12 protein-coding genes are annotated in these 13,447 nt (G+C 64.5%); 10 read left to right on the forward strand and 2 right to left on the reverse strand.

Features of this window, described 5'->3' with window-relative positions:
* Window positions 1-43: 43 nt before the first annotated feature.
* Entirely contained in the window at window positions 44-1,966 is a 1,923-nt protein-coding gene (locus XI09_RS27955) for a M3 family oligoendopeptidase (RefSeq protein WP_271569702.1), read from the forward strand.
* Window positions 1,967-1,985: 19 nt separating this feature from the next.
* Here XI09_RS27955 and XI09_RS27960 read toward each other — a convergent pair whose 3' ends face one another.
* Complete coding sequence (locus XI09_RS27960) at window positions 1,986-2,258, reverse strand: sterol desaturase family protein (protein WP_271569754.1); 273 nt, start codon at window positions 2,256-2,258, stop codon at window positions 1,986-1,988.
* Window positions 2,188-2,766, reverse strand: a complete 579-nt coding sequence (locus tag XI09_RS27965) for a sterol desaturase family protein (protein WP_271569703.1) — start codon at window positions 2,764-2,766, stop codon at window positions 2,188-2,190. The genes XI09_RS27960 and XI09_RS27965 overlap by 71 nt, the downstream gene beginning before the upstream one ends.
* A gap of 87 nt (window positions 2,767-2,853) precedes the next feature.
* Here XI09_RS27965 and XI09_RS27970 point away from each other — a divergent pair, with 87 nt between their 5' ends.
* From XI09_RS27970 to XI09_RS28010, 9 genes are all read left to right on the forward strand, one after another.
* Window positions 2,854-3,552, forward strand: coding sequence for a TetR/AcrR family transcriptional regulator (locus XI09_RS27970; protein ID WP_271569704.1), 699 nt, complete (start codon window positions 2,854-2,856; stop codon window positions 3,550-3,552).
* A 72-nt stretch (window positions 3,553-3,624) separates the two neighbouring features.
* Window positions 3,625-6,594, forward strand: coding sequence for a patatin-like phospholipase family protein (locus tag XI09_RS27975; protein WP_271569705.1), 2,970 nt, complete (start codon window positions 3,625-3,627; stop codon window positions 6,592-6,594).
* 140 nt (window positions 6,595-6,734) lie between these two features.
* On the forward strand, window positions 6,735-6,887 hold the full coding sequence (locus tag XI09_RS27980; protein ID WP_008136857.1) for an aa3-type cytochrome c oxidase subunit IV: 153 nt from the start codon (window positions 6,735-6,737) through the stop codon (window positions 6,885-6,887).
* A gap of 137 nt (window positions 6,888-7,024) precedes the next feature.
* The gene (locus tag XI09_RS27985; protein WP_271569706.1) at window positions 7,025-8,155 is read left to right on the forward strand and encodes a Re/Si-specific NAD(P)(+) transhydrogenase subunit alpha; all 1,131 of its coding nucleotides are present in this window, start codon (window positions 7,025-7,027) and stop codon (window positions 8,153-8,155) included.
* A gap of 21 nt (window positions 8,156-8,176) precedes the next feature.
* Entirely contained in the window at window positions 8,177-8,494 is a 318-nt protein-coding gene (locus XI09_RS27990; protein WP_018453812.1) for a proton-translocating transhydrogenase family protein, read from the forward strand.
* Window positions 8,495-8,536: 42 nt separating this feature from the next.
* Window positions 8,537-9,934 carry an NAD(P)(+) transhydrogenase (Re/Si-specific) subunit beta gene (locus tag XI09_RS27995; RefSeq protein ID WP_271569707.1) on the forward strand — a complete coding sequence of 466 codons (1,398 nt, stop codon included), beginning with the start codon at window positions 8,537-8,539 and terminating at the stop codon, window positions 9,932-9,934.
* Window positions 9,935-10,066: 132 nt separating this feature from the next.
* Entirely contained in the window at window positions 10,067-10,864 is a 798-nt protein-coding gene (locus XI09_RS28000) for an alpha/beta hydrolase (protein ID WP_271569708.1), read from the forward strand.
* Window positions 10,854-12,296, forward strand: a complete 1,443-nt coding sequence (locus XI09_RS28005) for a sodium:proton antiporter (RefSeq protein WP_271569709.1) — start codon at window positions 10,854-10,856, stop codon at window positions 12,294-12,296. The genes XI09_RS28000 and XI09_RS28005 overlap by 11 nt, the downstream gene beginning before the upstream one ends.
* A gap of 44 nt (window positions 12,297-12,340) precedes the next feature.
* Window positions 12,341-13,438 (forward strand): calcium:proton antiporter, encoded by a 1,098-nt coding sequence (locus XI09_RS28010; protein WP_271569710.1) that lies wholly within the window; start codon window positions 12,341-12,343, stop codon window positions 13,436-13,438.
* Window positions 13,439-13,447: the final 9 nt, after the last annotated feature.

Raw genomic sequence — 13,447 nt, forward strand, 5'->3', positions numbered from 1 at the left:
CCCCGCCCGCCGTCGCGATTGTTGAACACAGGTTTCCCACAGAATGACTTCGCGCTCCAAATCTGCCTTGAAGAAGCCCGCTCCCAGCAAACCCGCTCTCCGCAAGCCGAGCACCAGGACATCCGCCGCCAAGAAATCCATCGTCAAGGCAAAGCCCTCCAAATCTTCACTTGCCAAGCCTGCGAGCAAGACCGGCAGGCTTCCTGAATGGAACCTCGCCGATCTCTATTCCGGGATCGACGCGCCGGAAGTGGCGCGCGATCTCGAAAGGATGGATGCCGATTGCGTCGCGTTCGAGACCGACTACAAGGGCAAGCTCGCGACAGGGACAGCAAACGAAGATGGCGGAAAATGGCTCGCCGAGGCCGTGCGACGCTATGAGGCGATCGACGATCTCGCCGGCCGTCTCGGCTCCTATGCCGGCCTCGTCCATGCCGGCGACAGCGTTGATCCCAAGATTTCAAAGTTTTACGGCGATGTCTCCGAGCGGCTGACGGCGGCGTCCACCCATCTTCTGTTCTTCGCGCTCGAGCTCAACCGTGTCGATGACGATTTGTTGACCCGCGCGATGCAGGCGCCGGAGCTGGCTTATTACCGTCCCTGGATCGAGGATCTGCGCAAGGAGAAGCCCTATCAGCTCGACGACAAGCTCGAGCAGCTCTTCCTGGAGAAGGCGCAGACCGGCTATTCCGCCTTCAATCGGCTGTTCGACCAGACCATCTCCGGCCTGCGCTTCAAGGTTGGAGCCAAGGAGCTGGCGATCGAGCCGACGCTCACTTTGTTGCAGGACCGCGACGGCGCCAAGCGCAAGAGCGCGGCAGAGGCGCTGGCGAAGACCTTCAAGGCCAATGAGCGCACCTTCGCGCTGATCACCAATACGCTGGCCAAGGACAAGGACATCTCCGACCGTTGGCGCGGCTTCAAGGACGTCGCGGATTCCCGCCACCTCAACAACCGCGTCGAGCGCGAGGTGGTGGATGCGCTGGTCGCCTCGGTGCGCGCGGCCTATCCAAGGCTGTCGCATCGCTATTACGCGCTGAAGGCGAAGTGGTTCGGCAAGAAGCGGCTGGCCTATTGGGACCGCAACGCGCCGCTGCCGTTTGCGGCGACCGACGTCATCGGCTGGCCTGACGCGCGCAACATGGTGCTGACGGCCTATCGTGGCTTCTCGCCTGAGATGGCCGACATCGCCGAGCGCTTCTTCACCGACCGCTGGATCGACGCGCCGGTGCGTCCGGGCAAGGCGCCGGGCGCGTTCTCGCATCCCACAACGCCGTCGGCGCACCCCTATGTGCTGATGAACTACCAGGGCAAGCCGCGCGACGTGATGACGCTCGCGCATGAGCTCGGCCATGGCGTGCATCAGGTGCTGGCGGCCAAGAACGGCGCGCTGATGGCGCCGACGCCGCTGACGCTGGCGGAGACCGCGAGCGTGTTCGGCGAGATGCTGACCTTCAGGCGGCTCTTGGCGCAGACCAAGAGCGCCAAGCAGCGCCAGGCGCTGCTCGCCGGCAAGGTGGAGGACATGATCAACACCGTCGTCCGGCAGATCGCCTTCTATTCCTTCGAGCGCGCGGTCCACACCGAGCGCAAGAACGGCGAGCTCACCGCGACGCGGCTCGGCGAGATCTGGCTGTCGGTGCAGGGTGAGAGCCTGGGGCCGGCGATCGAGATCAAGGCCGGCTACGAGAACTACTGGATGTACATCCCGCACTTCATCCATTCGCCGTTCTACGTCTATGCCTATGCCTTCGGCGATTGTCTCGTGAACTCGCTCTACGCGGTCTACGAGAACGCGGCCGAGGGCTTTGCCGAGCGTTATCTCGACATGCTCGCCGCCGGCGGCACCAAGCACTATTCCGAGCTGCTGCGGCCGTTCGGGCTCGATGCCAAGGACCCCAAATTCTGGGACGGCGGCCTCAGCGTCATTGCCGGCATGATCGACGAGCTGGAGGCGATGGGCTGAGCGGCGCGGACGCTTCGCGCTAGCTGGTCGGGTTGGCCCTGCGGCCGAGGCTATTCTGCCCGGCCGCAGGTTCGTTCACGTCGGCGAAGGCGAGCATCGCGCCAAACCGGTCGGTCGCCGGCTTGTCGAAGCCGACCGCGCCCTCGAAGCTCGCCGGATTGCGAAAGGTGCCGAGCAGCATGTCCCAGATCGGCAGGTCGCCATAGTTGAAGGCGTGCACGTCACGCTGGTGATGGATGCAATGCGCCTCCGGCCGCTGGATGATGAAGCCGAGCCATTGCGGCGTGCACATTCATGTGTTGGAAGTATCCGTAGAAGGCGGCGATGTAGCCGGTCGCGGCGGCTGCGACCGGATCGAGCCCGAGCACCAGCGTCGTGACCACGGATGCGATCGCAAAGAACGCGATCGTCTCCAGCGGATGGAAGAGCGCCGCGCCCGACATGTCCATGCGCTGCGGGCTGTGATGGATCTGGTGGAATAGACGCCACATCAGCGGGAAGGTGTGGGCGCTGCGGTGCCAGCCGTAATTGACGAGCGACAGCACGGCATAACCGAGCACCGCGCCGCCGGCGACGCCAAGGCCGGTGAGGTCTATCAGCCTGTGCCGCTCCAGCCAGGCTTCCGGGATCAGCAATGGGGTCAACGTGGCAAGCAGGCCCTGCACCGTCAGGAAGCAGAAGCCCCTGAGCCGCCAATAGGGAATATCCGGGAATTGCCGCGCCGGGATCAGACGCTCGATTCCGAGCATCACGAGATAGGTCACGGGCACCAGCAGGCTGAACAGGTCAATCGCAGACATCGCCTCAGCTCCAACCTTACAGTGTAAGCTTTGCTTCACAATACAGCCTTTCGGTGTAAGGTTGCAAGCGGGTTCGATTCGGATGTCATGATCAAGAAAGCCAGGGCGCGCCGGAAAGCTCCGCCTGCGCCGCGCAAGCGCCGCGCCGCGGGCCACGGGGGCCGAGGACTGTCGCGCGGGCGGATTGCGGCCGTCGCGATGGCGCTGGTCGATCGCGATGGGTTGGCCCAATTCTCGACGCGCAGGCTCGGTGAGGAGCTCGGCTGCGAGGCCATGAGCATCTATCATCACTTCCCGAGCAAGGCGCACCTGATGGATGCGCTTGTGGACCTGATGCTTGCGGAGGCGCAGGTTGCGATGGAGCCGCAATGGGACTGGCGCGAGCGCCTGCGCCGGGCCGCCCACGGCTTCCGCGCCATGGCGCTGAAGCACCCTGCGTTCTTCCCGTTCTTCGCGGTGCATCGGCTCAACACGCCTGCCGGCGTTGCCTATATCGATGGCATCATCGGCATCCTGCGCGACGCCGGCTTTTCCGACCGCGAGGCGGCCATCTATTTTCGGGAACTCGGCTATTACCTCACGGGCGCGGCACTTGATGAGACGGCGGGCTACGCCCGCGGTCCTTCCTCGGCGGAACCGGTCCCGGACGAAACGATCGCCACGAACTTCAAGCATCTTGCGGCCGCTGCGCCGTATTTTCAGCCTGCGCATTTTGACGCGACGTTCGAGACTGGCCTCGAGATCCTGCTCGCCGGCATTGAACGTTCGAACCAGAGGCAAGACTAATCCTGTAGATACTTGATTGACTTTTTCAACCGCTGATTGCCGATTGCTATTTATTGCTCGGGGGAGGCTCGTATGCCCGATCAGGGACAGGTCCCGCGACCTGGAGCAGCGCGGAACGCCGCAGCCTTCGAGGAGGAAACGCCCTGGTGCGAGAAGCATCAGCAGATCGTTCGCGACGAGATCGAGGCCATCAACACGCGCCGCGAGGAAGCCCGGCAACTCGACCCCGACGGCATCGTCGCCTGCCAGATGCTCGACGTCGTCGGGCTCGCCTTGTCCGGCGGCGGCATCCGCTCCTCGGCCATGTGTCTCGGCGTGCTCCAGGCGCTGAACCACCACGATTTGATCAGGCGGATCGATTATCTCTCTACGGTATCGGGCGGCGGCTACATCGGCACCTCGCTCAGCACGACCATGACGGTGACAGGGCGTTTCGTGTTCGGCGAGCGGCCGGCCGGCGAAACCGTGACCGCCAGCGAGATCAGCGATACGCCGTCGGTCGGGCACATCAGGAACTATTCCAACTACCTGGTCCCGGCCGGCTTCCGCGATCTCCTGACCGGGATTGCGATCGTGGCGCGCGGCCTGATCGCCAATATCGGGCTGACGCTGCCGGCCGTGCTGCTGCTCGCCGCCGTCACCATCTGGTCGACGCCGCTGCGGAGCTGCCTGACCGTCGCGAACTTCTTCGGTGTCGATCTTGCCGACGGCGCTTCGCCGCAATGTGAGCTGCACCATTTCGGCTGGATCGCCGACCGTTTCGGCTTCGCCGCCATCGGCGCGATCGTTGCGCTGGTGCTGCTTGCCTGCGGCGGAATTGCCTATCTGCGCTCACGCGCGGAGCGGGGCATCGGCCCGACCGTCTTCCTGACCTATGCCGCGGGCATTGCGTTCCTGCTCGGCATCGCGTGCGACTTCGCCCGCGTCCTTCAGATCAGGAATTTCGCGCTGACGCTGGCAACGGCGATCATCGGCACCGGCCTGTTCTTCGGCTGGGCGCTCAAGCAGTCAATGGCAAGTCCCGAGAACCGCCAGGAGTTTCGCTCGCATTGGCCGACGGCCGGCGCGACCTTCCTGGTGCTGCTTGCCGTGATCGCGTTCTTCGAGTTCCAGCCCTTCATGCTGTTGCAGATGTTCGATGTCGTCGACAGCAACACGATCGGCGGGCCGGTCGGCGGCGTCGCCGTCACCTGGATCAAATCGCTCGCCGCGATTGCCGCGCCAATCGGCATATTCGTCACTGCCTTCAGGCAGCAATTCGCCGAATTCCTGAAGGGCAACAGCGTATCTTCGCAATGGGGCTCGCTGGTGCTCGCGATCATCGCCAAGATCGCGCTGTGGATCGCGGGATTGGCGCTGCCGCTGATCATCTGGGTCGCCTATCTCTATCTGTCCTATTGGGGCATCGCCAACGATCCGATCGAAAAATGTCAGGCGCCCCTGACCGCAATTGCGCAGAAAGGCTGTCTCGCCGCCAACAAATCGACCGTGCCCGCGTCGGGAAACTTGTCGGGCAAGATCGAGTTCGACGCTGCCGCCGGCACCTTCACGGCCGAGATCACGCCAAAGGCCGCCGCAACGACGGCGACGACGGACTGGTTGACGCCGGTATCCCACGTTCCGGCCTGGCTCGGATTTGCCGCGGGCAATGTCGCAAGACAATTCGATTGGACGGATCGAGGCTCCGGCTACGCGCACACCCTGCCCGTGGTGATCCTGTACACGCTCGTCGGCATGCTGCTGTTTGCGATCTCCTGGTCCCTGACGCCGAATGCGAATTCACTGCATCGCCTGTACCGCGATCGGCTGAGCAAGGCTTTCCTGTTCGACCCCGGCCGCTCGGCAGACGGCAATATCGCACGCGCCGAGGCGAGCCTCGACCAGGGGCGCGATTTCAAGCCGCTCGATCGCATGAAGTTGAGCGAGCTCTTCGTAGCCGCGGACGACGGTGCCACGACGAACGATCGGCCGGCCGCGCCGAAGCTGCGGGCGCCCTATCATCTCATCAACACGGCGCTCAACATCCAGGGGTCGGACTTCGCCAACCGGCGCGGTCGCAATGCGGACTTCTTCGTCTTCTCGCCGCTCTATGTCGGCAGCGAAGCGACGCGCTACGCCAGGACCGCGGCGGTCGAGCGTCTGGAGCAAAGCCTCGACCTCGCCACCGCCATGGCGATCTCGGGGGCGGCGGCGTCGTCGAACATGGGTTCGAACTCGATCAAGGCGCTGACGCCGACGCTGGCGCTGTTGAACGTGCGGCTGGGCTACTGGCTGAGCAACCCGCGCTATGTCGGGGCCACCGCCCGGCCGCAGCGCCGCTCCACGCCGCTGTTCCTGTGGTCGGAAATCTCGGGCCGTCTCTACGAGAACAGTGACGGCGTCTATCTCACCGACGGCGGCCACATCGAAAATCTCGGCGTCTACGAACTGCTCCGCCGGCGCTGCAAGGTGATCGTCGCGGTCGACGCGGAAGCCGACGCGCCGATGAATTTCTCCTCGCTGATGAAGCTCCAGCGCTATGCCCGCATCGACCTCGGGGTCCGGATCGATCTGCCCTGGACGCCGATCCGCGACCGCACGCGCGCCATCATGGCGGAGAATGCCAGGAAGTCCGCACAAGCATCCCCTGATACATCGGACGATGCCGCGAAGGACCATGTTCACGTGGCGATCGGCGTCATCGACTATGGCGGCGATGACAAGGGCTATCTCGTCTATATCAAGTCCTCGCTCTCCCGCGACGAGAACGACTACATCCGCGACTATGCGCGGCGTAACGACACCTTCCCCCACGAGACCACCGGCGATCAGTTCTTCTCGGAGGAGCAGTTCGAGGTCTATCGTGCGCTGGGGTTCCACATGACCCATGGTTTCCTGGCCGGCGACCATTCCGTCGCGGTGGGTCCCGGCACGGATCCGCGCATGGCGCGATTTACCGAGGCGGGCGAGAAGGCGATCGACGCGGTCCGCGAGGCGCTCGGTCTTCCGGAACCCCGGCGACCGACCGCGAGCGCCGCCACTACGATGATCGACCAGGGCTGAGCTGCGCCAGAGCCGGATTCCCGGCAATCGGAATTCCAAATGACGTGATTTGCAGGAAAACCGCGCCTGCCTGCCGTTGCCCTGCCCGGCGGTTTGCGCTATTGCCAGCCGGGAATTCGACTTTCGACTGGGGACAATCCATGGCTGACCATAGCGAAGTGGCGTACACCACTGCCGACGGCAACGACTACGTTGCCCACGAGCAGACCTATGAGGGCTTCATCAAGCTGGTGAAATACGGCACGGCCTCGGTCGCGCTCATCGTGATCCTGATGGCGATCTTCCTCACCTGATCCATCGTCTGCCGCACCGCCAGCGTCGTCGGTGCCCATAAAATTTGCATTCAAGCCGGATTGAAAACCGGTATCCAACGTTGCGGGAGTAACGCTAAGTTCGCGTGCGCGCTTTTTCCCGCGTCGCCGGAGGGCCTATGAAGATCGCCGTTGCCAAGGAAATCGATCCGTCGGAGCCGCGCGTCGCCGCTTCGCCTGATACGGTGAAGAAGTTCAAAGCGCTCGGCGCCGAGATCGCCGTCGAGCCGGGCGCCGGCCTCAAATCGGGGCTGCCGGATTCCGAGTTCACCGCGGTCGGCGCCACCGTCAGCGCCGATGCGTTGAAGGACGCCGACATCATCATCAAGGTGAAGCGCCCCGAGGCGTCGGAGCTTGCGCAGTACAAGCGCGGGGCGCTCGTCATCGCCATCATGGATCCTTACGGTAACGACGCCGCGCTGAAGGCGATGGCCGATGCCGGCGTTTCCGCCTTCGCGATGGAATTGATGCCGCGCATCACGCGCGCGCAGGCGATGGACGTGCTGTCCTCGCAGGCCAATCTCGCCGGCTACCGTGCCGTGATCGAGGGCGCCGAAGCCTTCGGCCGCGCCTTCCCGATGATGATGACCGCGGCCGGCACCGTGCCCGCTGCCAAGGTGTTCGTGATGGGCGTCGGCGTCGCCGGTCTCCAGGCGATCGCGACCGCGCGCCGTCTCGGCGCCGTCGTCACCGCGACCGACGTGCGGCCCGCGACGAAGGAGCAGGTCGAATCGCTCGGCGCAAAATTCCTCGCCGTCGAGGACGAGGAGTTCAAGAACGCGCAGACCGCCGGCGGCTACGCCAAGGAAATGTCCAAGGAATACCAGGCCAAGCAGGCCGCGCTCACCGCCGAGCACATCAAGAAGCAGGACATCGTGATCACCACGGCGCTGATTCCGGGCCGGCCGGCGCCGAAGCTCGTCTCGGGCGAGATGGTCAAGTCGATGAAGCCCGGCTCGGTGCTGGTCGATCTCGCCGTCGAGCGCGGCGGCAATGTCGAAGGGGCCAAGGCCGGCGAGGTCGTCGACCTCGATGGCATCAAGATCGTCGGCTACACCAATGTCGCAGGCCGCGTCGCGGCCTCGGCCTCCAGCCTTTACGCGCGCAATCTGTTCTCCTTCATCGAGACCATGGTCGACAAGAAGGAGAAGAAGCTCGCCGTGAACTGGGACGACGAACTCGTCAAGGCCACCGCGCTGACCAAGGACGGTGCCGTCATCCACCCGAACTTCCAGCCCAAGTCATCTTAATCGGGCTTAAGGAGAGCCGCCATGGAGCATGTTGCACAGGTCGTCGACCCCTTCGTCTTCCGGCTGTCGATTTTCGTTCTCGCCGTCTTCGTCGGCTATTTCGTGGTGTGGTCGGTGACACCGGCATTGCATACGCCGCTGATGAGCGTGACCAACGCGATCTCCTCGGTGATCGTGGTCGGCGCGCTGCTCGCCGTCGGCGTCGGCATGATCTCGAGCGGTTCGGGATGGGCACGTGGCTTCGGCTTCATCGCGCTGATCTTCGCCTGCGTGAACATCTTCGGCGGCTTCCTTGTCACCCAGCGCATGCTGGCGATGTACAAGAAGAAGGTAAAGTAAGCGGCGTGCACCTCGGGGTGACGAAGACAAAGGGGACCTGAGATGAACGCCAATCTGGCAGCAGTTCTTTACCTTGTGGCGGGTGTGTTGTTCATCCTGTCGCTGCGCGGGTTGTCCAGCCCGGCGACGTCACGCCAGGGTAATTTCTTCGGCATGATCGGCATGGCGATCGCGGTCGCCACCACGCTGGCAAGCCATCCGCCGGCCGACGGCGTGGCCTGGATCCTCGTGATCCTCGGTATCGCCATCGGCGGCTCGGTCGGCGCCGTCATCGCCCGCCGCGTGCCGATGACCTCGATGCCGGAACTGGTTGCCGCCTTCCACTCGCTGGTCGGCATGGCCGCGGTGCTGGTCGCCGCCGGCGCGTTCTACGCGCCCGAGGCCTTCGACATCGGCACGCCCGGCAACATCCATGCGCAGAGCCTGGTCGAGATGTCGCTCGGCGTCGCCATCGGCGCGCTGACCTTCACCGGTTCGGTGATCGCGTTCCTCAAGCTGTCCGCGCGAATGAGCGGCGCACCGATCATCCTGCCGTTCCGCCACATCATCAACATCGCGCTCGCCGTGGCGCTGGTGTTCTTCATCGTCGGTCTCGTCCTGACCGGCAGCGCATTCGACTTCTGGATGATCACCATCCTGGCGCTGGCGCTCGGCGTGCTCATGATCATCCCGATCGGCGGTGCCGACATGCCGGTCGTGATCTCGATGCTGAACTCCTATTCCGGCTGGGCCGCGGCCGGCATCGGCTTCACCCTCGGCAACTCCGCGCTGATCATCACCGGCGCGCTGGTCGGCTCCTCGGGCGCGATCCTGTCCTACATCATGTGCCACGCGATGAACCGGTCCTTCATATCGGTCATCCTCGGCGGCTTCGGTGGCGAGACCGCCGCGGCCGGCGGGGCGACAGGCGAGCAGAAGCCCGCCAAGCTCGGCTCGGCGGACGATGCCGCCTTCATCATGAAGAACGCCTCCAAGGTCATCATCGTGCCGGGCTACGGCATGGCGGTGGCGCAGGCCCAGCACGCGCTGCGCGAAATGGCCGACGTGCTGAAGAAGGAAGGCGTCGAGGTGAAATACGCCATTCACCCCGTGGCCGGCCGCATGCCCGGCCACATGAACGTGCTGCTGGCCGAAGCCAACGTGCCCTATGACGAGGTGTTCGAGCTCGAGGACATCAACTCCGAGTTCGCGCAGGCCGACATCGCCTTCGTGATCGGCGCCAACGACGTCACCAACCCGGCCGCGGAAGAGGACAAGACCTCGCCGATCTACGGCATGCCGGTGCTCCAGGTTTGGAAGGCCGGCACCGTGATGTTCATCAAGCGATCGCTCGCCTCGGGCTATGCCGGCATCGACAATCCGCTGTTCTATCGCGACAACACCATGATGCTGCTCGGCGACGCCAAGAAGGTCACCGAGAACATCGTCAAGGCGATGTAGCGCGCGAGCAGCGCGTCAGATGGCACGCCGTGCATGCGGCGGCGTGCGGGGTTGCCGCGAGCATCCGGCTCGACGTCATGAAATTGCTGCGGAGCCGGCGCAAGCCCTGAGCCGGAGACCGGCCGCATCATCATGACCATCGTCAAATGGATCGCCATCCTGCTCGCGGCCGTCTATTGCGCCGGTCTCGTCGTGCTGTATGTCCGGCAGCGCGAGATGCTGTTTCCGATCCCGCCCGTCAGCCGCACCGCGCCGGATGCCGCAGGCCTGCCCGAGGCTGAAGAGCATGTCCTGACCACGTCCGATGGCGAGAAGGTCATCGTCTGGCACGTGCCGGCCAGGCCCGGCCGCCCCGTGATCCTGTATTTCCCTGGCAATGGTGATTCTCTCGTCGGCTGTGTCAGCCGCTTCAAGGCGATGACGGCAGACGGCACCGGCCTCGTCGCGCTGTCCTATCGCGGCTATGCCGGCTCCTCCGGCGCGCCGAGCGAAGAGGGCCTGCTGCGCGATGCCGCGGCCGCCTACGCCTTCATGACGGCGCGCTACGCGGCGGAACGAATCGTCGCCTGGGGCTTTTCGCTCGGCACGGGCGTCGCGGTCGCCATCGCCTCCGAACATCCGGTCCGCAAACTGATCCTGGAGGCGCCGTACACGTCGGCGGTCGATGTCGCCGCCTCGCTGTACCGCTTCGTTCCCGTTCGCCTTCTGATGCGCGATCAGTTTCGCTCCGACGAGCGGATTGCGCGCGTCACGGTGCCGCTATTGGTGATGCATGGCACCAACGACCTTGCCATTTCGATCGTGTTCGGAGAGCGTCTGTTCGCGCTCGCGCATGAACCGAAGCAGTTCGTTCGCTTTGCGGGCGGTGGACACGACGATCTTGATTCCTTCGGTGCGATCGAAACAGCGAGGCGCTTCATTGCTTCCTAGACGGCTGGTGATGCTGCGCGGCGGCGTGCCCATCGCCGCGATCCTGGCGCTGCTGCCGCAGCCCGCATGGGCGGCGGCCGGGCTCGACGGCGCGGCGATGCGCTGGCCCTATGCGCTGCCCTTTGCCGGCCTTCTGCTGTCGATCGCGCTCGGGCCGCTGCTGTTTGCAAAATTCTGGCACCACCATTACGGCAAGATCGCCGCGGCCTGGTCGCTGCTGGCACTCGGCTCGCTGGTCTGGCTCGCAGGAGGCATGGCGACGCTGGCCGCACTCGTCCATGCCATGCTCGCCGAATATCTCGGCTTCATCGTGCTGCTGTTCTCGCTCTATGTCGTGGCGGGTGGCATTCTCATCACGGGCGACATCAAGCCTACGCCGTCGGCCAATACCGGCATCCTCGCGCTCGGCACGCTCATGGCGAGCATCGTCGGCACCACGGGTGCCGCCATGATCCTGATCCGTCCGCTGATCCGCGCCAACCGGCCGCGGCGCCACAACGCCCATGTCGTGGTCTTCTTCATCATCCTGGTGGCCAACGTCGGCGGCGCGTTGAGCCCGCTCGGCGATCCCCCGCTGTTCGTCGGCTTCCTGCATGGCGTCGACTTCTTCTGGACCACCCGGACCATCTGGCTGCAGACGACGATCGTTGCCGGAATGTTGCTCGCGATCTTCGTCGTCATCGACGTCTGGCGCTTCCGCAGCGAGCCGGTGCAGGGAGACGCTGGCCCCGCGAAGCCGCTGCGGATTCGCGGCCTCATCAACCTCGTGCTGATCGCAGCCATCGTCGCGAGCCTGCTGGCCTCCGCGATGTGGAAGCCCGGCATAGCCTTCGACATTCTCGGAACGAAGCTGGAGCTGGAAGACATCGCCCGCAACGTGGCGCTGCTCGCCATTGCCGCCCTGTCGGTGTGGCTGACGCCGGACGAGCACAGGCTGGCCAACGGCTTCACCTGGGAGCCGATCCGCGAAGTCGCAAAGCTGTTCGCGGGCATCTTTGTCGCCATCATCCCGGTCATTGCCATGCTCGATGCGGGGCATCACGGCGCCTTCGCCTGGCTTTTGTCCGCCGTCACGGCACCGGACGGAACGCCGCGCGAGGTCGCCTATTTCTGGTTCACGGGCATGATGTCGGCGTTCCTCGACAATGCGCCGACCTACCTGCTGTTCTTCGAGCTCGCCGGCGGCGACCCCCAGGTGCTGATGCATGCACTCTCGGGCACGCTCGCGTCCATCTCGATGGGCGCGGTCTACATGGGGGCGCTCACCTATATCGGCAATGCGCCGAACTTCATGGTCGCCAGCATCGCCAGCGAGAATGGCGTCGAGATGCCGAGCTTCTTCGGCTATTTCCTGCGCGCAGGCGCCGTGCTGATCCCGCTGTTCCTGCTGCTGACCGTGCTGCCGGTCGCGCCGTTCCTGCACTGGCATTGAATCTGCCGACTTGCTACTGCTCGGCTGACAATTGGAGCCGGTGGATGAGCGCGCATAATCCGATGCCACGGTCGGCCTGGATCTTTCCGGCGCTGGCCGTGCTGATGTTCGCAGCCGTCAGTGCGACGGGCTACGTCTTCACGCTCTCGCTGGGCGGGCTCGTCTTCGCCATCGTCCTTCTGGTCATCCTGTTCGGCACGGTGTTTGCCGCCGTTCATCATGCCGAAGTGATCGCCGAACGGGTCGGCGAGCCCTATGGCACGCTGGTGCTGACGCTCTCGGTGACGATCATCGAGGTGGCCCTGATCACCACGATCATGCTGGGCGACAAGCCGGCGCCGGAACTGGCGCGCGACACCGTGTTCGCCGTGGTCATGATCGTCTGCAACGGCCTCGTCGGGCTCTGCATCCTTATCGGCGGCCTGCGCTATCGCGAGCAGGGGTTTCAGCTCTCCGGGGCCAACGTCTATCTCAGCGTCCTGTTCGCGCTCGCGACCATCACGCTGATCATGCCGAATTACACGACCACCACGCCGGGTCCGGTCTATTCGGCGGTTCAGCTCGGCTTCGTCGATGTGGTGACGCTCGCGCTCTATGCGGTGTTTCTCTACACCCAGACCGTCCTGCACAAGGATTACTTCGTTCATGAACGGGCGGAGGGCGAGGGCGGCGAGGCGCACCTGTCGGTCGGGGCGCTTGCGCTCACCGTGGGGCTGCTCCTGGTCTCGCTGCTGGCAGTCGTGCTATTGGCCAAGAAGTTCTCGCTCGTGGTCGATGCCGTGGCCGCCAGGATCGGCGCGCCACCGGCCTTCGCCGGTCTGCTGGTCGCGCTCCTGATCCTGATGCCCGAAGGTGTCTCGGCCATTGCGGCGGCCCGCAAGAACGATCTCCAGAAGAGCATCAACCTGGCGCTGGGCTCCTCGCTCGCGACCATCGGTCTCACCATCCCGGCCGTCGGCATCGCCACATACGCCTTCGACAAGGAGCTCGAACTCGGCCTCAGCGGCCAGGGCAGCGTCCTTTTGCTCCTGACCTTCTTTTTGAGCATGCTGACCTTCGGCACTGGCAGGACCAATGTCCTGTTCGGGCTGGTCCATATGGTGGTATTTGCCGTCTACGTGTTCATGGTTTTCGTGCCCTGAAGCGATTCT

The sequence above is a fragment of the Bradyrhizobium sp. CCBAU 11386 genome, assembly GCF_028128955.1.
Classification (GTDB): domain Bacteria; phylum Pseudomonadota; class Alphaproteobacteria; order Rhizobiales; family Xanthobacteraceae; genus Bradyrhizobium.

What these genes read in the sequence shown, in the direction of transcription:
- XI09_RS27995 (WP_271569707.1), top strand. Translation starts at nt 8,537, where the DNA reads ATGAACGCCAATCTGGCAGCAGTTCTTTACCTTGTGGCGGGTGTGTTG.
- XI09_RS27965 (WP_271569703.1), bottom strand. Translation starts at nt 2,766, where the DNA reads ATGTCTGCGATTGACCTGTTCAGCCTGCTGGTGCCCGTGACCTATCTC.
- XI09_RS28000 (WP_271569708.1), top strand. Translation starts at nt 10,067, where the DNA reads ATGACCATCGTCAAATGGATCGCCATCCTGCTCGCGGCCGTCTATTGC.
- XI09_RS27975 (WP_271569705.1), top strand. Translation starts at nt 3,625, where the DNA reads ATGCCCGATCAGGGACAGGTCCCGCGACCTGGAGCAGCGCGGAACGCC.
- XI09_RS27990 (WP_018453812.1), top strand. Translation starts at nt 8,177, where the DNA reads ATGGAGCATGTTGCACAGGTCGTCGACCCCTTCGTCTTCCGGCTGTCG.
- XI09_RS27980 (WP_008136857.1), top strand. Translation starts at nt 6,735, where the DNA reads ATGGCTGACCATAGCGAAGTGGCGTACACCACTGCCGACGGCAACGAC.
- XI09_RS28010 (WP_271569710.1), top strand. Translation starts at nt 12,341, where the DNA reads ATGAGCGCGCATAATCCGATGCCACGGTCGGCCTGGATCTTTCCGGCG.
- XI09_RS27970 (WP_271569704.1), top strand. Translation starts at nt 2,854, where the DNA reads ATGATCAAGAAAGCCAGGGCGCGCCGGAAAGCTCCGCCTGCGCCGCGC.
- XI09_RS27960 (WP_271569754.1), bottom strand. Translation starts at nt 2,258, where the DNA reads ATGTGCACGCCGCAATGGCTCGGCTTCATCATCCAGCGGCCGGAGGCG.
- XI09_RS27985 (WP_271569706.1), top strand. Translation starts at nt 7,025, where the DNA reads ATGAAGATCGCCGTTGCCAAGGAAATCGATCCGTCGGAGCCGCGCGTC.
- XI09_RS27955 (WP_271569702.1), top strand. Translation starts at nt 44, where the DNA reads ATGACTTCGCGCTCCAAATCTGCCTTGAAGAAGCCCGCTCCCAGCAAA.